The organism is Labrenzia sp. C1B70, assembly GCF_000475395.1.
GTDB lineage: Bacteria > Pseudomonadota > Alphaproteobacteria > Rhizobiales > Stappiaceae > Roseibium > Roseibium algicola.
The window spans coordinates 469,448-489,914 of record NZ_AXCE01000034.1; the positions used below are offsets into that span (position 1 = coordinate 469,448).

The window sequence follows — 20,467 nt, forward strand, 5'->3', positions numbered from 1 at the left end:
GCCTTTAGGAGTGGGCCGGGTCTTGCGCAAGACCCGGCCCTTTCCGTTTGCTCCAATCCCGGATGCCTCATGCACGACAATTCCATTCACTCCACCAAGATCGCGGTTATCGGTCTGGGTTATGTCGGTCTGCCCGTGGCGGTGGCCTTCGCTGCGAAGGGTTTTGACGTTCTCGGGTTCGATATCAACGAAAACCGCTTGAACGAGTTGCGCAGCGGTCAGGACAGCACGTCGTCTGTCGATGACGCGGATTTGCAGCAGGAATCGCTGGTTTTTTCCAACAACGAAAAGGATCTGAGCGATCGGGATGTCTTGATCGTGGCCGTGCCGACACCTGTCGATCACGCCAAACGACCCGACCTTTCGCCTTTCAGAAACGCAGCGGCAACCGTCGGCCGCAATCTGAAACCAGGGGCCATCGTTGTCTTTGAATCAACCGTGTATCCGGGGGCAACCGAAGAGATCGCAGTTCCCGTCCTCGAGAAGGAATCGGGACTGCTCTTCAACAGGGATTTTGCCGTCGGTTATTCGCCAGAGCGCATAAATCCTGGCGATACCGAGCGAGGCTTTGCGGACATCACCAAAATCGTTTCGGGTTCCAGCCCGGAAACAGCCGAAACACTCAACACGCTCTATGGAGCGGTTGTCACGGCTGGTATTCACCTTGCTCCGTCGATCCGCGTAGCGGAAGCGGCGAAGGTGATTGAGAACACACAACGCGATCTCAATATTGCTCTCATGAACGAATTGGCGATGCTATTCCACCAGATGGGCATCGATACCCGGGACGTGTTGAAGGGATCTTCGACCAAATGGAACTTCCTGCCGTTCCAGCCGGGACTGGTCGGGGGGCACTGCATCGGTGTCGATCCCTATTACCTGACCCACAAGGCACACGAGATCGGCATGACACCTCAGGTTATTCTGGCGGGTCGCGGTACCAACGAGGCAATGCCGGCATTTATTGCAGGCAAGATCATCCAGGAAAGCGTAAAGCTTGGCATGCCCATGCCTCCGAAAGTTGTCGTTCTCGGCATCACCTACAAGGCGAATGTGCCTGATACCCGTAATTCCAAGGTCGTCGATCTCATCAGGGAACTGGAAAAGTTTGGGGCACGTGTTCAGGTCTGTGATCCACTTGCACATCCCGATGAGGTTGCGGCCGAATATGGAATCACCCTCACCTGGAAAAAAGACCTCGATGCTGCGGATGTTGCCGTGCTTGCGGTCCCGCATCGGCATTTTTTCCAGGATGAAACCTGTTGGCAGGTCCTGAAAGACGTTCTGAAAGATCAATGCGGCCTGGTCGCTGATATACCGGCGCTTTTGGATCGCTCCACTTGTCCGGAGGGAATCCAGCTCTGGCGCCTTTGATTCTACAGGACTATTTCCCGGTTTTGTTGTGCCTCGGTACGCAACACGAAAATTCGCAGCTCAAGGTCTGCCGTAAAACAGTTCAAACTGCCGGGAATTGCCGCAAGGGTTTGCTCGTATTTTAGCAATCTGAAAAGGGTTTGGAGCCGTATACTATTCGGGTTTCAGGAAAGGAGACACCGAACATGGCTCATGCTCGTTTCTGGAAGATGGTGGCGGTGGCAGGCGTCAGCGCGTTGCTGGCTACAGGGTCTGTCCGCGCCGAAGAAGGCCTCGACAGCAGTGCCTTTCACAAGATCATCAAAAATCAGATGAGTGCCTTTGCGACGGGTAATGCCCAGGCAGCCTTCTCGTTCGCAACCAGTTCCTTGCAACAGCGGTTTCAAACACCAGAGTTCTTCATGGAAATGGTGCGGCAAGGCTACCAGCCAGTTTACAAGCCTCAAAGCGTGACGTTCGGCCGGTCAAAAATGACCAAGCTCGGACCAACGCAGGAAGTCTATGTAACCGGCCCAAATGGCCAAAACTGGTTGGCACTCTACAGTTTCGAGCAACAGGATGACGGCAGTTGGAAGATTTCCGGCTGCTATCTGACGAAAGCGGACGGATTTTCTGCCTAGTCAGTTTCAGCCTGAACCTGGATTGAGTGTGCCGGGTTACAGCGCGGCAATATCGCCGCGCGCCCAGTCTTCCTTGGTCTTCGAGTAGAAGTCTTCGAACGACCCGGCTTCGATCGCGTCGCGCATGCCCTGCATCAGGTACTGATAGTAGGCGATGTTGTTCCAGGTGAGCAGCATGCCGGCCAGTCCTTCGCCTGAACGCACCAGATGGTGCAGATAGGCTCTGCTGTAAACGCTAGACGCGGGACAGGTGCTCGCCTCGTCCAGCGGGCGTGGGTCGTCCTGGTGACGGGCATTCTTGAGGTTGACCTTGCCATAGCGCGTATAGGCGAGACCGTGACGTCCTGCGCGGGTCGGCATCACGCAATCGAACTGATCAATCCCGCGCTTCACGCTTTCCAGAAGATCGTCCGGTGTCCCAACGCCCATCAGGTAACGTGGCTTGTCCACCGGCATAACTGGCGTCGTGATGTCGAGCATGCTCAGCATGACGTCCTGAGGTTCACCAACGGCCAGACCGCCAACCGAATAGCCTTCAAACGGCATTTTACCGAGTTCTTCTGCCGAGCGAATACGAAGGTCGGGTTGATCGCCACCCTGAACGATACCGTAAAGCCCCTGCCCTTTCCCTGGTCCACCCATGGCTTCGAACTGTTTGCGAGAGCGTTCTGCCCATCTGAGAGACAGCTCCATTGCTCTTTGGACTTCTTCACGGGGGCTCGGCAACTTGATGCACTCGTCCAGCTGCATCTGGATATCTGACCCGAGGAGACCCTGTATCTCGACTGAACGTTCCGGTGTGAGATGATACTTCTGACCGTCAATGTGGCTTTGGAAACGCACACCATCTTCATCCAGCTTCCGCAGCTGAGCCAGCGACATCACCTGGAACCCGCCGCTGTCGGTCAGGATCGTGTGAGGCCAGTTCATGAAGGTGTGCAGTCCGCCAAGTCTGGCGACCCGTTCAGCAGTCGGGCGAAGCATCAGGTGATAGGTATTGCCGAGAACCACGTCTGCACCGGTTTCCCGCACCTGCTCCGGGTACATCGCCTTCACAGTTGCCTGAGTGCCCACCGGCATGAAAGCGGGTGTGCGCACGACACCGTGAGGCGTCGTGATTTCGCCGCGCCGCGCCGCGCCGTCCGTGGTGATCAGCTTGAAGCTGAAGGTCTTGCCGGATTTTTCGGTCATGATTGGTCCTCAGACAGCGCCTTCCTGAGGGAAAAGCAAGGAAGCGTCGCCATAGCTGTAAAAACGGTATTCCTGAGAAATAGCGTGTGCATAGGCACGCCGCATCGTGTCCAAACCCGAAAAAGCCGACACCAGCATGAACAACGTAGAACGCGGAAGATGGAAGTTGGTCATCAACGCGTCGATCGCCTTGAAGCGATAGCCGGGCGTTATGAAGATCGAGGTTTCACCCGCAAAGGCGGCAATGGCGCCACTTGCCTGGGCGGAGCTTTCAAGGATCCGCAGGGATGTCGTGCCGACGCTGACAACCTTGTTTCCCCTTGCCTTGACGGCCAGAAGTGCGGCAGCGGTCTCTTCGGTGATTTCGCCCCATTCTGCGTGCATCTTGTGATCTGCAGTGTCTTCTGCCTTTACCGGCAGAAAGGTGCCGGCTCCGACATGCAGTGTTACGCGGTGCTGTTCGATACCGCGCTCACTCAACGCCTTCAGCAGTTCAGGCGTAAAATGAAGACCCGCTGTCGGTGCGGCAACGGCACCGTCCTTTTCGGCAAATATCGTCTGATAGTCCTTGCGATCCTGGTCGTCTTCGCCACGCTTTTGCGCAATATACGGTGGCAAGGGTATGTGTCCAACGGATGCGATTGCAATGTCGAGATCAGGTCCGGACCGGTCGAAAGTCAGCAATACTTCACCGCTGTCGCCCTTTTCGGTCACTTCCGCCGTTAGCCGTGTGCCGAACCCTTCGAAAAGCACGGTATCGCCAACCTGCAATTTCTTTGCCGGCCGGACGAAGGCCTTCCAGCGGTCCGACCCGGTGCGCATGTGCAGCGTCGCCCCGATGCCCGCGGTAATATCTCCTCGCAGGCGTGTTCCTTCAAGCTGTGCGGGTATCACCTTGGTATCGTTGAAGACCAGCGCATCACCGGGCTCCAGCAACAGCGGCAATTCGCGAACACCCCTGTCGGATAGTTCAGGTTCAGCACCTGGTTTAACGACAAGCATGCGAGCGGAATCACGTGGCCGAGCCGGGCGCAAGGCGATCCGCTCGTTGGGAAGAACAAAGTCGAATTGGTCGACGCGCATGGTGATTTGCTACTGACGGATCTCTGGAAGGTTTCGGGGTGCGGCGCCATTCCATACCAGAGCGGCAACCGGACTTTCAGTCAGCGGCTCTTACTGGCGACGGCGGAGCAGGTCAACCGTCTGAGGGTACATCCAAAACAAAACAGCGCGGATGACTGATCCGCGCTGCATCGTTAAAGCCACTTTCAGGTGGTTCAGGCCGCGTCGGCCGCCACTTTCAAGGAGACGATATTGTCCGGATTGGAAACCGGTTCGCCACGCTTGATCTTGTCGACATTGTCCATGCCTTCGATCACTTCACCCCAGACGGTGTACTGACCGTCGAGCCAGGGTGCATCGGTAAAGCAGATGAAGAACTGGCTGTCACCGGAGTTCGGGTCCATTGCGCGAGCCATGGAGCAGGTGCCGCGCACGTGCTTCTCGTTGCTGAATTCCGCTTTCAATTTCTTGCCGGAACCGCCAGTGCCAGTGCCCTGCGGGCAGCCGGTCTGTGCCATGAAGCCGTCGATTACGCGGTGAAACACGATGCCGTCGTAAAAACCTTCGCGAACCAGTTCCTTGATGCGTGCGACATGCGTCGGCGCGAGGTCCGGCTTTAGTTCGATAACAACCGGTCCCTGGCTGGTTTCCATGAGAAGGGTGTTTTCGGCGTCTTTGATTTCAGCCATCGAGTATCTCCTTGGGTATTTTCGAAATTGTAGTCGCGTGAACGTTATTGTGCGTCCGAGGCGACCTGCATCTTGATGATCTTGTCCGGATTTGCCGGCGGTTCGCCGCGGGTGATGTTGTCGACGAATTCCATACCATCGACGACTTCACCGAATACGGTGTACTGGCCATTCAGCCAGTCGCCATCGCCGAACATGATGAAAAACTGGGAATTGGCGCTGTCCGGGCTAGCGGAACGTGCCATGCCGAGCGTGCCACGCTTGAACGGTGCGTTGGAAAACTCAGCCTTCAGGTTAGGTTCGCTGGAACGGCCCGTGCCGGTGCCCGTCGGGTCACCAGTCTGGGCCATGAAGCCGTCGATGACGCGATGGAAGACGATCCCGTCGTAAAACCCTTCGCGGGAAAGCTTCTTGATCCGCTCAACGTGAGCCGGAGCAAGGTCCGGACGAAGCTGTATGACGACGCGTCCGTCCTTCAAATCGAGATAAATTGTGTTTTCCGGATCGGTGCCTTGGGCACTGGCGGCCGAAGGCAGGATCAGAAGTGAAGCCAGAACGGCAAAAATTGCAAAAAAGCGCGACACTGGAGACTCCTAAGGTTCAGGTCTAGAGCTTGGCTTTGAATTACGCGCCGGGTTTCGCGCGCGATCTCAATGGTTCGGCAACCGGTTCCGGCACAAAAGCGGAGATTTCTCCGCCCATCTTCGCGATTTGACGTACCAAGGTGGCCGTGATGTGGCGCACGTTCGGAGAAGCCGGAAGAAATACCGTACGAATGTCCGGTTCCAGCGTGCCGTTCATGCCCGCCATCTGCATCTCGTAGTCAAGATCCGTCCCGTCCCGCAGACCGCGAACCAGGTAAGCGGCGTTTTGCTGGCGTGCCGTTTCGATGACCAGATTGTCGAAGGCGATGACATCAATCCGTTCAGCTTCCTCCGGAGTGAATTCCGAACGAGCCGAAGCATGGATCAATTCGACCCGTTCCTCGAAAGAAAACAGGGGAGACTTGCCGGGGTGAATGCCGATGGCAACCACCACCTTGTCCGCCAGCGCAAGCGACTGACGCAATATATCCATGTGGCCATTGGTGACGGGATCGAAGGATCCAGGATAAAGCGCAATACGATTCATGGCACCTTCCTTACTCTGCCTGCACCTGCCTAACAAGTAGAACGCAGGCATGAACGCGTCTTTTGCCAGTAACTGACATTGTGTGACGACCGTCACAACTCTCTTTGCAAACCTAGGTCAAAGTGGCTCCATCGAAATCAATTGGCGTGAGCAGGAGCCAGCATCATGAGGAGCACTACTACAATCGACCGGACCGCAACGGCTATCGCGGTACGTCCTTTTGCCTTTCAGGCGAAGGCAATCGATCCGGCCGGACAATTCAAGATGGCCGCTATTTTCGTTCTGGCGTTGTTGACGATGATTGCCGCAGGCATGATGAGCATGCACCCGAGCAAAGCGTCGCAGGCAGAAGGTCTGACCAGCCTGGCAACGCAGGGACTTGCTTCCACAAAGTCCGACCGCGCTGTGCAAATTCCGGCATCAAAGGCATGTGAAACACAAGCTTGGGGCGCCTGGAGCGAAGACTGTGCAGCGGCACTGACCGGTGCGAACCGTGTACGCAACGTGTCCTTCGTCACCGTCGAGAAAACTGCACCCACCGTAAATGAAACAATTCTGGCCCGTTACCCCGTGGCCAACTGAGCTTCGTCTCAAACCTCCCTCCCCGTAACGGCAAACAGCGGCTCAGGTTCCACCCTGGCCGCTGTTGTCGTTTTCAGGTCTAGCCAATCAGGGATCAGGCTTCCGGAGGCGTTTCATCTCCTTCGGCGGAATCGGTCCCGGCGTCATTCTCACCTGGTACAGCTGAACCTTCAGCTTCTCCTTCCAGGGCGTCTTCGAGGACGTCGTCTTCATCGACTTCGGAGATCCCTTCGACCGCAACGACCTTTTCGTCGGCTGCCGTCTTGAAGACGATCACGCCTTGGGTCGCACGTCCGGCGATGCGGATACCGTCCACCGGACAACGGATCAACTGGCCGCCATCCGTTACCAGCATGATCTGGTGGCTGTCCTCGACAGGGAAAGACGAGATCAGTCCGCCATTCCGGCTGTTGACAGCCATGGCCGTGATGCCTTTGCCGCCTCGGCCGGTGACCCGGTACTCGAACGAAGACGTCCGTTTACCGTAACCGTTTTCAGAGATGGTCAGGATGATCTGCTCGGCTGCACTCATCTGAGCGTAGCGTTCCTGTGGCAGATCGCCGGCAACTACGCCCTCTTCATCTGCACCATTACCGTTCTCATCTGCTTCACCACGCATTGCACGGGAAAGCTTCAGGTAAGCGGCGCGCTCTTCTGCCGTCACATCGATGTGGTGCAGAATCTGCATGGAGATCACACGATCCTCATCGGCCAGACGAATTCCGCGCACCCCGACAGAATTACGACCAGCGAAGACACGAACATCCGTTACGGGGAAGCGGATACACTGACCGAAGTTGGTCGTCAGCATCACATCGTCATGTTCAGAACAGGTGTCGACGCCGACAATCCCGTCACCGTCTTCCAGCTTCATGGCAATCTTGCCGTTCCGGTTGATGTTGACGAAATCGGACAGTTTGTTGCGCCGGATGGTGCCACGTATGGTCGCGAACATCACATCCAGGTTTGCCCAGCTGTCCTCGTCTTCCGGCAATGGCAGGATCGAGGTGATCTGTTCGCCCTGTTCGAGAGGTAGCAGGTTGATCAATGCCTTTCCGCGCGAGGTCGGTCCGCCGAGTGGAAGACGCCACACTTTCATCTTGTAACAGATGCCGCGCGAGGAGAAGAACAGAACCGGCGTGTGGGTATTGGCGACGAACAGCCTGGTGACGAAATCCTCGTCCTTGGTTGCCATGCCGGACCGGCCCTTGCCTCCGCGTCGTTGTGCACGGTAGGTCGCCAGCGGCACGCGCTTGATGTAGCCACCGTGAGACACGGTCACGACCATGTCTTCGCGCTGGATCAGGTCTTCTTCGTCGAAATCTGCCCCGCCTTCGATGATTTCAGTTCGGCGCGGAGTTGCAAATTCTTCCTTGATCTCAAGCATTTCGTTGCGAACGATCTCCTGGATCCTGGCCCGGGAGCGCAGGATGTCGAGATAGTCGGAAATTTCCGCACCGATCTTGTTGAGTTCTTCCTCGATTTCATCGCGGCCCATCGCCGTCAGGCGCTGCAGACGCAGATCGAGAATGGCTCGTGCCTGTTCTTCGGAAAGTTTATAGGTGCCATCGTCCTGCACCATGTGGCGCGGATCGTCGATCAGAAGAATGAGCGATTCAACATCCTTTGCCGGCCAGTTGCGCTCCATCAGCTGCGCTCTCGCCGTTGCCGGGTCCGGTGCGCTGCGGATGAGCTTGATGACTTCATCGATGTTGGCAACAGCGATGCCCAGGCCCACCAAGATGTGGGCACGGTCGCGGGCTTTCTTCAGCAGGTAGCGTGTGCGGCGCTGGATCACCTCCTCACGGAAGGAGACGAAGGCGCGCAGCATGTCGGAGAGGTTCATCTGCTCCGGCTTGCCGCCGTTCAGAGCAACGATGTTGGCACCGAACGATGTCTGCAACTGGCTGAAACGGTAGAGCTGGTTCAGGATCACGTCCGGAACCGCATCGCGCTTCAGCTCGATCACGACCCGCATGCCCGAGCGGTCGCTTTCGTCACGGATGTCCGAGATGCCCTCGATACGCTTGTCGCGCACCAGTTCGGCAATCTTCTCGATCATCGTCGATTTGTTGACCTGATACGGGATTTCCGTGACGATCAGTGCCGTCCGGTCCTTGCGCACTTCCTCGACGTCGACTTTCGCCCGCATGACGATCGAACCGCGGGCCGTTTCATAGGCACTACGGATACCCGACCGACCGAGGATCATGCCACCCGTTGGGAAATCCGGGCCTGGAACGATCTGCATCAGTTCTTCGAGGGACATCGCCGGATTTTCCATCACGGCAATGGCGGCATCGATTACTTCGCCCAGGTTGTGCGGCGGAATGTTGGTCGCCATGCCGACAGCGATACCGCCGGCACCGTTGACGAGGAGGTTCGGGAACTTGGCAGGAAGGACGACGGGCTCGCTCTCGGAGTTATCGTAGTTTTCCTGAAAGTCGACCGTCTCCTTGTCGATATCGTCCAGCAGTTTGTGGGCGACTTTCTCGAGACGGCACTCGGTGTAGCGCATGGCCGCTGCTGGATCGCCGTCGATGGAGCCGAAGTTACCCTGCCCGTCAATCAACGGCAGTCGCAGCGAGAAATTCTGCGCCATGCGCACCAGCGCATCGTAAATCGCGCTGTCGCCATGCGGGTGATACTTACCCATGACGTCACCGACCACGCGGGCCGACTTGCGATAGGGCTTGTTCCACTCGTAGCCGTTTTCGTGCATCGAGTAGAGAATGCGCCGGTGAACCGGTTTGAGGCCGTCGCGGACGTCAGGCAGCGCACGCGACACGATCACGCTCATCGCGTAATCGAGATAGCTGCGCTTCATTTCATCGACGATGGAGACCGGTTTGATATCGGACGGGAGACCGTCAGTGGGCGTGCTATTGTCCTGGTCAGCCAAGGAAGACACTCATTTCATTGTTATTGCTTGCTCTTTTATATCCGATTCAAGACGCCGCTCCAAATTCTCGGCGCTTTTCCACCTAAGTAATAGAGGTTTAATTTCAATGCCTTACGAGGAGTATACACAGGGGGCAAAAATCATTTGGCTTGAGAACATGCCACCACATCGCAAAGCTCTATAGTAAGGCGACAAAAGCGCCTTAAAAACCGGTCCGGGAATCGCCATGCTCGACTACTACATCAACGCCTTCGCGACCCTATTTGTCACCATTGATCCGGTCGGCCTGGCCCCGATGTTTCTTGCAATCACGGCTGGAATGAGCAAGCACGACAGGCGCAAGGTCGCCATTCGGGCAACCATTACGGCGGCAGCCATACTCCTTGTTTTTTATGCGTCCGGACAGACGGTGCTGAATGTACTCGGCATCTCCGTTTCCGCTTTCAGGGTCGCCGGAGGCATCCTGTTGTTCCTGATCGCGATCGAGATGATTTTCGGCAAGCGCCAGGCGCGTAAAACCGAAACCGCCGAAAAGGCGATGGAATCGGAAGCGCATCATGGAACGATCAATGAACTCGCCATCTTTCCTTTGGCAATACCGCTTATTTCGGGACCTGCCGCAATCTCCGCGATCATCCTGTTGTCCAGTCAGGCTCCGGATACCCTCGCCTATGCAGGCCTCGGCGGCGTCATCGCGATCATCCTGCTGAGTTGCATGGGTGCCTTTCTCTTGGCTGACAAGATTGAACGGCTCCTGGGAGAAACCGCACAGCTGGTTATCACCCGTCTTCTCGGCGTGCTGTTGGCAGCTCTATCCGTACAATTCGTTGCGGACGGCATTTTGGCCTTTATCCGCACCTGACTGAGGCAACGCTTAACGGTCCAGGTTCAACTTGTATTCTTGTGGCGAAACACCGTGCACCGTGTCTCGCGCCCGGATGATGACCTGTGACACGCCCTCTGGGATCGTGATGCCCGATTGGGATCGCGTGAAGGGTTGCTCGTCGACATGGGGGTGAAGGAGCACTCTCTCGCCTAACAATTCTCCGTCTGGCGTCAAGATCTGCCAGAGGTCGGCGTAGTGATCCCAACCCGTGTCGTCATGCCTGAGAGTTACTGCGAAGGTCCACGTGCCTGCAGATCCGGTTGCTTTTGCCGAGACAATCTCGACCTCACCTGCCCGTGCTGAGCAGGCTCCGAACACTGAGGACAGGAGCAACACCGCAAGCGCTGTCGAACATCTTAGGTTCATGACGCATTTCTCCGTTGGATTTCACGGGAGCATCCTCGCAACAGGCCGCGGATTGACAAAGTCACGAATGCGTCAGGAGGCTCAATGGTTTGCGAGCGTCAAACGAAACTCATCTGCCTGGAAAAACGTCAGCCTGCCTGCTGAAGGTGGCTGTCCCGTTTAAACCCTTTTGGCCAGAGCGTCTTGTTTTCGTTCCCCCAGCGTGCAAGGGCCTTCACCACCGGCTCCAGCGACACGCCAAGGTCGGTCAGTTGATATTCAACCTTCGGCGGAACAACAGGATAGACCGTCCTCACGATCAACCCGTCAGCTTCCATACTACGGAGTTGAGCGGTCAAGATCCGTTGTGTGATGTCCGGAAGCGCTTTCTGGAACTCGTTGAAGCGCATGACTTCTTTTTCCATCAACAGGAACAGAATGACGCCTTTCCACTTGCCGTCGATCAAACTGAGCGCTGCTTCGACAGCACAGCCCGGATGGCAGCCATAAACGTCCTTGACCAGTTTGGGTCCTGATTTCCTAACGGTATCCATTTTGTGCCTAAGGTTCTTTTTTGTCAGTTACGGCTAGAATTGTGCATTCTTGCGCAAAACAATTTTATGATCAATTTGATTGGTACGCAAATCAGGAGAACACAGTATGCGTGCCATCGGATTTTTTGAACCACTTCCTATTGATGACCCGAAGTCGTTGACTGATCTCGACCTACCAAGGCCGGTGCCTTCCGGAAAGGATCTTCTCGTTGAGGTCAAGGCTGTTGCGGTCAACCCAGTCGACACCAAGGTGCGGCAATCCCGAACTTCGCAAAACGGCGCGCCAGTCGTCCTTGGATACGACGCGGCCGGGATCGTCGCCGAAGTGGGTCCTGACGTTACCAGCTACAAGGTGGGCGATGAGGTCTATTATGCCGGCGACATCACCAGGGACGGAACCAACTCGGAGTACCATCTCATTGATGAACGCATTGTGGGCCGCAAACCCACGAGCCTGAGTTTTGCCGAGGCAGCAGCCATGCCCTTGACGGCGATCACCGCCTGGGAAGCCCTGTTCGACCGGCTGAAGGTGAATGACCCGGTTCCAGCTGGTTCGAACACTCTCCTGATCATTGGCGGCTCGGGAGGCGTCGGTTCCATTGCGGTTCAACTTGCCCGCCAATTGACGAACATGACGATTATCGCAACTGCTTCAAGACCGGAGAGCCGTTCCTGGGTGAGTGAGCTTGGTGCGCATCATGTTCTCGATCATTCAAAACCGATGGCGCCTCAGATCGAAGCCCTGGGACTGGAAGCCCCCGGCTATGTTTTCTCGACAACGCACACAGAGCAACACGTGAACGATATTGCAGAATTGATCGCGCCACAGGGCCGTTTTCTGCTCATCGACGATCCCGACAACGTCAGCATTGGGCCCTTCAAACTGAAGGCGATATCGATCCACTGGGAGATGATGTTTACCCGTTCCATGTACCAGACGACCGATATGGATGAGCAACGCAAGCTGTTGAACAACGTCGCTGACCTTGTTGATGCAGGCAAGCTCAAGACCACGTTGACGGAAGTGATTGAACCCATCAATGCAAGTAATCTGCGCGTCGCGCATCAGAAGATTGAAAGCAATAAAACCATTGGGAAGATCGTTCTAGCCGGGTTTTAGGATCAAGTGATGCCGTTTAACAGGTGACACTTACCTCCTCTTGCACATTCAGGCTGCCATCTTCATGCTTTCGCTGGAGGCTTGGAGATGGCGGAACACAACGTTGAAGACATTCGGATCAAGCTCTTGTCGCTCAAGTCCGAACTTGAAACATTGAGCGAATTGTCCGGGGAAGCCCGTGCCACGGTGGAGCTAGATCAACAATCAGTCGGTCGATTGTCGCGTATGGACGCGCTTCAAGGACAAGCGATGGCACAGGCAGCCGAACGGCAGCGCCGGGCGACAATCCAGAAAATCGACGCGGCCTTATCAAGGTTGGAAGCTGGCGAATACGGTGACTGCGTGGAGTGCGGTGAAGAGATTTCCGTGAAACGGCTACAGGTGGACCCGGCCGCAGCATTCTGTATCAAATGCGCAAGATAAGGGCACACATTTCGCTCTCAGGTCTATCGCTCGAAATGTCGACGCAAGCCTGTCAGGAAATCCGACACTTTTCGTGAAATCTCAATCAGCGGGAACGCCTTCAGCCGAGATTCCGTCCAGTCTGACTGCGGAGCAAGCTGCATCTGCAGTTCGATTAGTGCTTGTCGTTCCCCGATACCAAGCGGAAGTTTTTCAGCCGCTGCCAGGAGCAGCAGTTTCTCATGAATTTGCCGTAGGATGGAAAGCGCCTCACCCATCCGTTCCGTAAGTCCGGGATCTTCCCGCCATGTGTGCCCGTGAAACACTTCCTGCGTCACACGTTGTCCTGCACCGTGACAATCATAGGTAATGCATCCACTGAATCCGAGACGCGACCTGTCATCGAAGATGGCACAACGTCCGCAGCTATCCAGGTTCGGGCAAACCTCGCCTGCTGCCTTGTCGATACCAAAGGACTCGGATTGGTCAAATGCAAAGACAACACAGCAAAGGGCTGCACAAGAAGCACAGTCTGGTGTCAGGTCCGGATGCCGTGGTGTATTCATTCACGCTCAAATCTCAACAAGGCGCTGAGCCACCAATTTCGAGAGCTCGTTTTGTGATCTTTCGAAAGCCTGTCGGTTATTCAAATCTATTAAGTTGAGCAATCCAGTCTCTTTTCAAGAAGAGACTTCTTCCCCGTCAACTCTGACAGCCATGAAGGACTTGGTCAAAAACAGGAATTTTTCCTGCTTGACGAGCGCATCATCGAAAAGCGCCTTGAACATGGACTTGCTCAGCAGGCGCGCACTTTCGACGATTTCGACGGCCTCATCGGTATTGGCACCCTTTGCCCAATGCCCCAAGGAAAAGTGAGCAACAAGCCAGACCCTTAAGGGCTTCGGCAGCCAATGGAAAAAGAGCGTCATGCAATGCGGCTCAATGGGGAACCAGAAATTTGGTGTCTGGACAAAATAACCGCCGTGGAAATCCCGGATATTTGACGCAAACCGCTTCATTTGCGCCCAGTCACCAACATGCTCGATTACGGAGTTTGAATGGATCAGGTCATAGTCCTGAGGGTCCAGGTAACTCCAGATGTCTTCTGTGGCATTACCTGTCAAAAAATCAAATCTCCCGTCTGCCTCAAAGGCTTGAGATCCCGGGAGATTTAAAAGGGTAATTTGTACGTTGTTGCGATCCAGAAAATCTTTGTCGATGATGTTCCAATATTGAACAGTCCCGCCAATATCTAGTATTTTTACACGGCCCTTCTCAGAAAACTTACTCTCTATCAATTCACAAAAATACTTAATTCTCTTTTTTCTAGCTGCTTTGCCGAGACTGAAGCCGTCATTTTCATATCCAGAAATAATTTTAGTTAATTTACTCACTTCAATCATTCCCATCTTTATTCGGCGAAGCAACTGACAGAGCAACAGTTTGAGGACTGTTTATATGAGCGCCTGCAAATATTCAGTTAATCGAAGCAAGTTGCAGTTCGCTCACAGCATTGAGGCGCTATAAACAAAAGCAAATGCACGAGCAAAATCATTGACCTTTCGCCAATGCATGCAGGCTCGACAATCGTTCGTGCAATCACATTCCTGCGTTCGCAGAGTTACCTGCCATATTTCGGTCCGCCCACGTCAAGACCCGCCAAGCATCGTCGGGTCCAAGTGATCCAAAGCCTTGCTTATTCCCATTCAATAGTGCCGGGTGGTTTTGACGTAATGTCATAGGTTACGCGGTTGATACCCTGTACCTCATTAATGATACGGGTTGCCGTCTCACCCAGGAAATCATGCGTGAAGGGGAAATAGTCGGCAGTCATGCCGTCGACAGACGTCACGGCTCTCAACGCGCAGGCGTAGTCATATGTGCGGCCATCGCCCATGACACCGACCGTTCGCACTGGAAGGATGGCAACGAAAGCCTGCCAGATATCGTCATAGAGACCGTGCTTACGGATCTGGTCGATATAGACCGCATCAGCCTTTCGAAGAATTTCAAGTTTCTCGCGGGTGATTTCACCCGGACAACGAATGGCAAGTCCAGGTCCCGGGAAGGGGTGGCGGCCGATGAACTTCTCGGGAAGGCCGAGTTCACGGCCAAGCGCCCTCACCTCGTCCTTGAAGAGCTCACGCAGCGGCTCGACCAGCTTCAGTCCCATCTTTTCCGGCAACCCGCCGACATTATGATGCGACTTGATGGTGACCGACGGACCTCCGGAGAAGCTGACGCTCTCAATCACGTCCGGATAGAGCGTACCTTGAGCAAGAAACTCAGCGCCCTCAATCTCATTCGCATGTTTCTGGAAAACGTCGATGAACAGTTTTCCGATGATCTTGCGTTTGGTTTCCGGGTCGGAAACACCGTCCAGCTCTCCCAGGAACAGTTCGCTCTCATCCGCATGGATCAAGGGAATGTTGTAGTTGTCCCTGAACATGGAGACCACTTCGTCCGCCTCGTTCAGGCGCAACAAGCCGTGGTCCACGAAGACACAGGTGAGCTGATCCCCGATCGCCTCATGGATCAACACAGCAGCAACGGAGCTGTCGACACCACCGGACAGACCACAAATGACCCTCTTGTCACCGACCTGCTCGCGGATGCGCGCAATGGCGTCGTCCTTGTAGGCTCCCATGGTCCAGTCACCGGTGAAGCCGGCAAGTCGGACGAAATTCTCATAAAGCTTCTTGCCGTTCGGCGTGTGGTGCACTTCCGGGTGAAACTGTACGGCGTAGAAGTTTCTCTCCTTGTCCGCGGTAATCGCGTAGGGAGCGTTTGGCGATGTGCCGAAGACCTCAAAGCCTGGTGCTATCCGGCTGACATGGTCGCCATGGCTCATCCAGACCTGTTCTTTCCCGTCGGCAAACCATCCATCCAGGATCGACAGTTTGTTCTCGACTGGTGTCACGAATGCTCTGCCAAACTCGGCCGTGCCGCCACCGCCGGAAATCTTGCCACCGTCAACCTGTCCGCCCAGCTGTTGCATCATCACCTGTTGGCCGTAACAGATCCCCAGGATCGGAACGCCCATTGTGTAGACGCTTTCCGGCGGACGCGGTGAACCGGCTCGTGTAACCGAATCCGGGCCGCCTGAGAAAATTACCGCCTTGGGCGAAAACTCGCTCAAAAAGGCGTCGGTAACGTTCTGATATGGGTGGATTTCGCAGTAGACATTTAACTCGCGCAGGCGCCGCGCGATGAGCTGCGTGACCTGGGAGCCGAAGTCGATGATAAGAAGGCGCTGATGCTGGGTCATGGCCAGCTTCTAACCGGTCTTTTGAGTAAAATGAACCCGAATTTCACAGCCGATGCTGTCCCGCACAAGATTTTGCCGCCAACTCCGGTTCCACGGCTTTCTTGTGTCGTAACTTTGGCGGGCAAATGTTTCCGGCGGACAAGCTGTGTACGGCTGAAATTCGCTTTTGACCGGCGCGCGCCTGCTCCTTAGGTTAACCATAAGCCCCCGCGCTTCGTCTCCGGTGAGACAAGCTGCTGGCAGGTGCTTTTAGGAAAACCGACCCAGATGACCGCAGCTGCCCGTAAAGCGTTTGAAGAAGCCGTAGCCCTTGAAAATGCGGGCAATCTTGACAGGGCGCTGGTGTCTTATCTGAAAGCCCAGGAACTGTCGCCGGATGACACGGAAATTGCCTACAGAACGGCATCCGCGTTGCTCCAGACCGGGTATCTGGACGAGGCGCAATCGCAGTTGCGCCGCATCGTGTTTGCCGAACCAGACCACCTGAATGCTCGCGCGAGCCTCGGGAACTGTCAGTTGCTGCTCGGTGACATGGCAAACGCTCGGCAAAATTTTGCTGATGTGCTCGCCCAAGCACCGGAAAATCGAAACGCGCTCTATGGTCTTGCCAGTGTTTTGCTGAAAGAAGACAAACCCGAAGAAGCTTCCGTTCCGGCCCGACGCCTGGTCGAGCTATTGCCGGATACGCCAGCTGTCTTGTCTCTTTTCGCAGACACACAGGCGCGTGTTGATCAAAAGGCAGCAGCGATCGCTGCTTATCGGAAAGCGCTGAAGGCCGATCCGGATTACGGTCCTGCGCTAATTGGTCTTTCGCAGACATTGCTGCTGCGTAAGCGCTTTGATGAAGTGATCGAGCTGACGATCCGGGCAAGTGAGCGAGCGCCGGCAGACCCGCTTCCCCTGGACCTGTTGTCCGATGCACTCGCCGGGAAAGGCGCCCTGGAAGATGCTCGTGAAGCCGCGCTTGCCGCGTTGAAGCTATCTCCGAGATCAATACAGACCCACGTTCGGCTCAGCAGTATTGCGCGTAAGTTTGGAGATCATGGTGCAGCTCTGAAACACGCCCTGGCCGCGCACGATCTCGACAAATCAGCAAAAGAACCTCTGAATGCACTTGGAGCCGCCCTCGCCGCACTCAAATATTCCAATCAGGCCAGATCCGTCCTGACGGCCATGTCTCGAGGCGACGGTCTGGAGCCGGCCATTCGAGAACTCGTCGAAGGCCTGGTTGTCGCCGAAAGGAAATCACCGGAAGCAGGCCCAGTGAGCTCCCCTGCGACTTCAGCAACGGAAGAACCCTCGTCAGATAATCCCAACGCTGCTGTAAAAATCGCTCAAGAAAAAGAAACCAAACAGGTAATTCAACACCAGGAAAGCCTTGAGCCCGTGACTTCAAAGAAGTTACTCGCAACAGACGGCGATCAATTGCCGAACGTTCTCGGGCTGCGCCGTCAGGACAGATCCTGACGGCAAAAACTGTCTGATCTCACTGCACGCGCCGGAACAGGGCAATGAAGAAACCGTCCGTTTGGGTAGACCCGGGCGTCAGCAGAATGTCGCCACGGTCGGAAACGTATTTCGGGAGCCGTGCATCCGGCAGAGTTGTTTTCCAGATATCCAGTGCGGAAACAGACTGGAACGACGGATTTTGCTCCAGGAACCAGTCCGCCTGGGCCTGGTTTTCCTCACGCAGGACGGAACAGGTCGCGTAGGCGAGACGTCCCCCCGGCTTGACGTATCTGCTCGCGCTTTCCAGGACACGGCGCTGGTCTTCGATACGGTCTTGCAAGGCCTTTTCCGCCAGCTTCCACTTGGAATCCGGCCGGCGACGCCATACGCCGGTCCCCGTGCAAGGGGCGTCGATGAAAACCAGGTCCATCTGATTGACAAGATCGTCTAGGCTTGAAGTTGCCGGATCTCTCACCTGAATGTTTCGAACACCGGCCCGCTGCAGTCTTTCGTGGATCGGAGCAAGCCTGAGACGGTCGGCGTCATAGGCGTATAGCTGCCCCTTGTTCTGCATGGAGGCAGCCAGAGCCAGTGTCTTGCCACCACCGCCAGCGCAAAAGTCCAGCACCTGTTCGCCAGGTTTGGCTTGTGCGAGATGAGCCGCCAGTTGGCTGGCCTCGTCCTGCAACTCAAACCAACCCTTTCGGTAGCCTTCCTCAGCCTGAACATGCGGCATGCGCCCAAGATCAGGCTTGGCCTCGATGCGCGCACCAACCGGTGACAGCGGTGTTGCCTTTGCCCCGGTATGAGCCAGCCGCTTGAGAACCTTGTCCCGGTCAGATTTGAGCGTATTGGTTCTCATGTCGACCGGGGCGCGTGTTGCCAGTGCCTGGCCTTCTTCAATGGTGTTTTCGCCGAAGACGGTTTCAAAATGCGGCCAAAGCCATTCTGGAATATCTGCCTGTTCAAAAGGCGACGGCGTGCTGTCAGGCTCCTGCGAGAGGCAAGCGATTTCATCAACTGACAATGCAGCCGGAGCATGATGATCCTGCTCAAGAACGTCGCTTAACGCCTGCAGGCCTTTGCCCCAACCCAGGCAATAGGTCGCTAGAACGACGGCTCTTGCCGAACCGTCTTTCATTCTTGCACCAAGCGAAGCCTTGTTCCGAAGTGCGTCAAACACGAGATTGCCGATGACCGTCCGGTCACCGGAACCTGCAAACCGGTGCGCGGAACCCCAGTCTTTCAGGGCAAGCTGCACAGGCCTGTGCCGCGTTTCCACTTCAGTCAGGACTTCAATTGCCGCCGCCAAGCGTCCGCCATCTTTCATGCTGTTCCTTTGCAGGGCGCCTGTTCCAAAGCACCCCGATACCGAGTGGTTTAAACGTTGGACGGGTAATTTGGGCTTTCCCGTGTAATCGTCACGTCATGGGCATGGCTTTCCCGCAAGCCTGCACCAGAGATCCGCACAAAACGCGCCTTTTCCTGAAAATCAGGAATATTGCGGCCGCCAACATAGCCCATGGCAGCCCTCAAGCCACCTGCCAGCTGATGCAGAACGCTGCCAAGCGCACCTTTGTAAGGCACCTGACCTTCGATGCCTTCCGGTACAAGCTTGAGACTGTCGCGTACTTCCGCCTGGAAATAGCGATCGGCCGAGCCACGCGCCATGGCGCCGACGGACCCCATGCCCCGATAGGATTTGTAGGATCGTCCCTGGTGCAAATAGACCTCGCCCGGGCTTTCTTCAGTGCCTGCCAGAAGAGAGCCGACCATGACGGACGCCGCGCCGGCGGCAATCGCCTTGGCCAGGTCGCCGGAAAATTTGATGCCGCCATCAGCGACCACAGGTACGCCCTGCTTGTCCGCTTCGTTCACTGAATCCATGATGGCCGTTAGCTGCGGAACGCCAACGCCAGCGACAATTCGGGTGGTGCAAATGGAACCTGGGCCAATGCCGACTTTTACCGCATCTGCACCGGCGTCAATCAAAGCCTTGGTTGCGTCACTGGTTGCCACGTTGCCTGCAAGTACCTGCACGGAATTGGAAAGGCTTTTTACCCGGCCGACCATGTCGAGAACCTTCTGGGAATGGCCATGGGCCGTGTCGACCACAAGAAGGTCCACACCTGCGTCGATCAGACGTTCTGCGCGGGCAAACCCTTCTTCCCCGACGCTGGTTGCCGCTGCAACGCGTAACCGGCCCTGATCGTCTTTGGACGCATTCGGATTGAGCTGCGCCTTTTCCATGTCCTTGACGGTGATGAGACCGATGCAGTTCCGGTTGTCATCCACGACCAGAAGCTTTTCGATGCGGTTCTGATGAAGGAGCCGCTTGGCGTCATCCTGGCTGACGTTCTCGTTGACAGTGACGAGATCGTCCTTCGTCATCAGCTCATGGATTTTCTGGTCGGGATTGGACGCGAACCGCACGTCCCTGTTTGTCAGGATGCCAACCAGCTTGCCAGTCGTCTGACCGCCTGCTCCGCCGTTTTGAACGACCGGAACGCCGGAAATGCCATACCGTTTCATCAGGTCAAGAGCGTCCTGCAGGGTCGCGTCCGGCCCGATGACCAGCGGATTGACCACCATCCCGGATTCGAACTTCTTGACCATCCGAACCTCTTCGGCCTGCTGGTCGAGAGAAAGGTTGCGGTGAATGACGCCAATGCCACCAGCCTGAGCCATGGCGATTGCCAGACGGCCTTCGGTAACTGTGTCCATTGCCGACGAGATGATCGGAATATTGAGTTCAAGTTCCCGTGTGACCCGGGTGCGCAGGTCAACTTCACCCGGCATGACTTCCGAGTGGCCAGGGATCAGCAAGACATCGTCAAACGTCAGGGCTTGCTGTCCAGTGGTAGGGACATAGAAGGATGCCATTGCCAATTC

Annotated in this window: 20 protein-coding genes; 7 read left to right on the plus strand and 13 right to left on the minus strand. The window is 55.8% G+C overall.

Annotated features, from left to right (window positions below; all coding sequences use genetic code 11):
- Positions 1-69: 69 nt before the first annotated feature.
- Both Q666_RS56760 and Q666_RS56765 read left to right on the plus strand, forming a co-directional pair.
- A complete protein-coding gene (locus Q666_RS56760; RefSeq protein ID WP_022998653.1) occupies positions 70-1,374 on the plus strand; it encodes a nucleotide sugar dehydrogenase in 1,305 nt (434 codons plus the stop codon).
- A 185-nt stretch (positions 1,375-1,559) separates the two neighbouring features.
- Positions 1,560-1,994, plus strand: coding sequence for a DUF4864 domain-containing protein (locus Q666_RS56765; RefSeq protein ID WP_022998654.1), 435 nt, complete (start codon positions 1,560-1,562; stop codon positions 1,992-1,994).
- Positions 1,995-2,030: 36 nt separating this feature from the next.
- Here the strand turns inward: Q666_RS56765 and tgt are convergent, their stop codons facing one another.
- The 5 genes from tgt to coaD form a co-directional block, all read right to left on the minus strand.
- Positions 2,031-3,185 (minus strand): tRNA guanosine(34) transglycosylase Tgt, encoded by a 1,155-nt coding sequence (tgt, locus tag Q666_RS56770; protein ID WP_022998655.1) that lies wholly within the window; start codon positions 3,183-3,185, stop codon positions 2,031-2,033.
- Between the two features lie 9 nt (positions 3,186-3,194).
- Entirely contained in the window at positions 3,195-4,268 is a 1,074-nt protein-coding gene (gene queA / locus Q666_RS56775) for a tRNA preQ1(34) S-adenosylmethionine ribosyltransferase-isomerase QueA (RefSeq protein WP_022998656.1), read from the minus strand.
- A 194-nt stretch (positions 4,269-4,462) separates the two neighbouring features.
- Positions 4,463-4,936 carry a peptidylprolyl isomerase gene (locus Q666_RS56780; protein ID WP_022998657.1) on the minus strand — a complete coding sequence of 158 codons (474 nt, stop codon included), beginning with the start codon at positions 4,934-4,936 and terminating at the stop codon, positions 4,463-4,465.
- A 44-nt stretch (positions 4,937-4,980) separates the two neighbouring features.
- Positions 4,981-5,520, minus strand: coding sequence for a peptidylprolyl isomerase (locus tag Q666_RS56785; RefSeq protein WP_022998658.1), 540 nt, complete (start codon positions 5,518-5,520; stop codon positions 4,981-4,983).
- A gap of 40 nt (positions 5,521-5,560) precedes the next feature.
- Positions 5,561-6,067 (minus strand): pantetheine-phosphate adenylyltransferase, encoded by a 507-nt coding sequence (gene coaD, locus Q666_RS56790; protein WP_022998659.1) that lies wholly within the window; start codon positions 6,065-6,067, stop codon positions 5,561-5,563.
- Between the two features lie 165 nt (positions 6,068-6,232).
- On the opposite strand from coaD, the gene Q666_RS56795 reads away from it, so the two are divergent.
- Positions 6,233-6,649: a hypothetical protein gene (locus tag Q666_RS56795; RefSeq protein ID WP_022998660.1), complete on the plus strand. Its 417-nt coding sequence runs from the start codon at positions 6,233-6,235 to the stop codon at positions 6,647-6,649.
- A 94-nt stretch (positions 6,650-6,743) separates the two neighbouring features.
- On the opposite strand, the gene gyrA is transcribed toward Q666_RS56795, so the two are convergent.
- Positions 6,744-9,551 carry a DNA gyrase subunit A gene (gyrA, locus tag Q666_RS56800; RefSeq protein WP_022998661.1) on the minus strand — a complete coding sequence of 936 codons (2,808 nt, stop codon included), beginning with the start codon at positions 9,549-9,551 and terminating at the stop codon, positions 6,744-6,746.
- A gap of 226 nt (positions 9,552-9,777) precedes the next feature.
- Between gyrA and Q666_RS56805 the strand changes: the two genes are divergently transcribed.
- Complete coding sequence (locus Q666_RS56805; RefSeq protein WP_022998662.1) at positions 9,778-10,413, plus strand: MarC family protein; 636 nt, start codon at positions 9,778-9,780, stop codon at positions 10,411-10,413.
- A gap of 12 nt (positions 10,414-10,425) precedes the next feature.
- Here the strand turns inward: Q666_RS56805 and Q666_RS56810 are convergent, their stop codons facing one another.
- Together Q666_RS56810 and Q666_RS56815 are read right to left on the minus strand one after the other, a co-directional pair.
- Positions 10,426-10,803 carry a hypothetical protein gene (locus Q666_RS56810; RefSeq protein WP_022998663.1) on the minus strand — a complete coding sequence of 126 codons (378 nt, stop codon included), beginning with the start codon at positions 10,801-10,803 and terminating at the stop codon, positions 10,426-10,428.
- A 128-nt stretch (positions 10,804-10,931) separates the two neighbouring features.
- Positions 10,932-11,336, minus strand: coding sequence for a helix-turn-helix domain-containing protein (locus tag Q666_RS56815; RefSeq protein WP_022998664.1), 405 nt, complete (start codon positions 11,334-11,336; stop codon positions 10,932-10,934).
- A 106-nt stretch (positions 11,337-11,442) separates the two neighbouring features.
- Between Q666_RS56815 and Q666_RS56820 the strand changes: the two genes are divergently transcribed.
- The gene (locus Q666_RS56820; protein ID WP_022998665.1) at positions 11,443-12,456 is read left to right on the plus strand and encodes a zinc-binding alcohol dehydrogenase family protein; all 1,014 of its coding nucleotides are present in this window, start codon (positions 11,443-11,445) and stop codon (positions 12,454-12,456) included.
- Between the two features lie 87 nt (positions 12,457-12,543).
- Complete coding sequence (locus Q666_RS56825; RefSeq protein WP_022998666.1) at positions 12,544-12,879, plus strand: TraR/DksA C4-type zinc finger protein; 336 nt, start codon at positions 12,544-12,546, stop codon at positions 12,877-12,879.
- 23 nt (positions 12,880-12,902) lie between these two features.
- On the opposite strand, the gene Q666_RS56830 is transcribed toward Q666_RS56825, so the two are convergent.
- The 3 genes from Q666_RS56830 to guaA all read right to left on the minus strand — a co-directional run bounded on the left by Q666_RS56830 (position 12,903) and on the right by guaA (position 16,126).
- The gene (locus Q666_RS56830) at positions 12,903-13,424 is read right to left on the minus strand and encodes a hypothetical protein (protein WP_022998667.1); all 522 of its coding nucleotides are present in this window, start codon (positions 13,422-13,424) and stop codon (positions 12,903-12,905) included.
- 114 nt (positions 13,425-13,538) lie between these two features.
- Positions 13,539-14,261, minus strand: a complete 723-nt coding sequence (locus Q666_RS56835) for a hypothetical protein (protein ID WP_031268507.1) — start codon at positions 14,259-14,261, stop codon at positions 13,539-13,541.
- A 293-nt stretch (positions 14,262-14,554) separates the two neighbouring features.
- Positions 14,555-16,126 (minus strand): glutamine-hydrolyzing GMP synthase, encoded by a 1,572-nt coding sequence (guaA, locus tag Q666_RS56840; protein WP_022998669.1) that lies wholly within the window; start codon positions 16,124-16,126, stop codon positions 14,555-14,557.
- A 267-nt stretch (positions 16,127-16,393) separates the two neighbouring features.
- Between guaA and Q666_RS0133890 the strand changes: the two genes are divergently transcribed.
- A complete protein-coding gene (locus Q666_RS0133890) occupies positions 16,394-17,593 on the plus strand; it encodes a tetratricopeptide repeat protein (RefSeq protein ID WP_022998670.1) in 1,200 nt (399 codons plus the stop codon).
- A 19-nt stretch (positions 17,594-17,612) separates the two neighbouring features.
- Here the strand turns inward: Q666_RS0133890 and Q666_RS56845 are convergent, their stop codons facing one another.
- Positions 17,613-18,905 (minus strand): RsmB/NOP family class I SAM-dependent RNA methyltransferase, encoded by a 1,293-nt coding sequence (locus tag Q666_RS56845; protein WP_022998671.1) that lies wholly within the window; start codon positions 18,903-18,905, stop codon positions 17,613-17,615.
- Positions 18,906-18,955: 50 nt separating this feature from the next.
- Positions 18,956-20,458 (minus strand): IMP dehydrogenase, encoded by a 1,503-nt coding sequence (gene guaB, locus Q666_RS56850; RefSeq protein WP_022998672.1) that lies wholly within the window; start codon positions 20,456-20,458, stop codon positions 18,956-18,958.
- Positions 20,459-20,467: the final 9 nt, after the last annotated feature.